Annotated in this window: 1 pseudogene; it reads right to left on the bottom strand. The window is 79.7% G+C overall.

What is annotated here, in order from left to right:
• Positions 1 to 246 (bottom strand): annotated as a pseudogene (locus tag SJ20_RS07580) (cell division protein); the annotation flags it as partial.

The following is a 246-nucleotide window of genomic DNA, read 5'->3' as shown; positions in this document are numbered from 1 at the left end:
TCCAGGCCGGCCTTCTCCACGGCCAGGGCCTCGAGGGTGCGGGCCTTCTGCTCCTCGGCGTCGCTGACGAGCCGGGCCGCGGTGGCCTCGGCCTCGGCGACGAGCTCGGTGCTGCGCTGCTCGCCCGCGGCGACGTGCTCGTCATGCAGCCGCTGGGCCATGGCCAGGACGCCGGCGGCGGAGGTCGCGGCCGCGTCGGCGGACTCGGGGGCGGCGGCCGGGGCCGACTCCTCGGCGGAGGCCGGG

Origin of the sequence: Micrococcus sp. MS-ASIII-49 (genome assembly GCF_000946635.1) — a bacterium.
GTDB lineage: Bacteria > Actinomycetota > Actinomycetes > Actinomycetales > Micrococcaceae > Micrococcus > Micrococcus luteus.
Note: the sequence above shows the minus strand (reverse complement) of the source record. Positions and strands in the feature narration are given on the sequence as shown.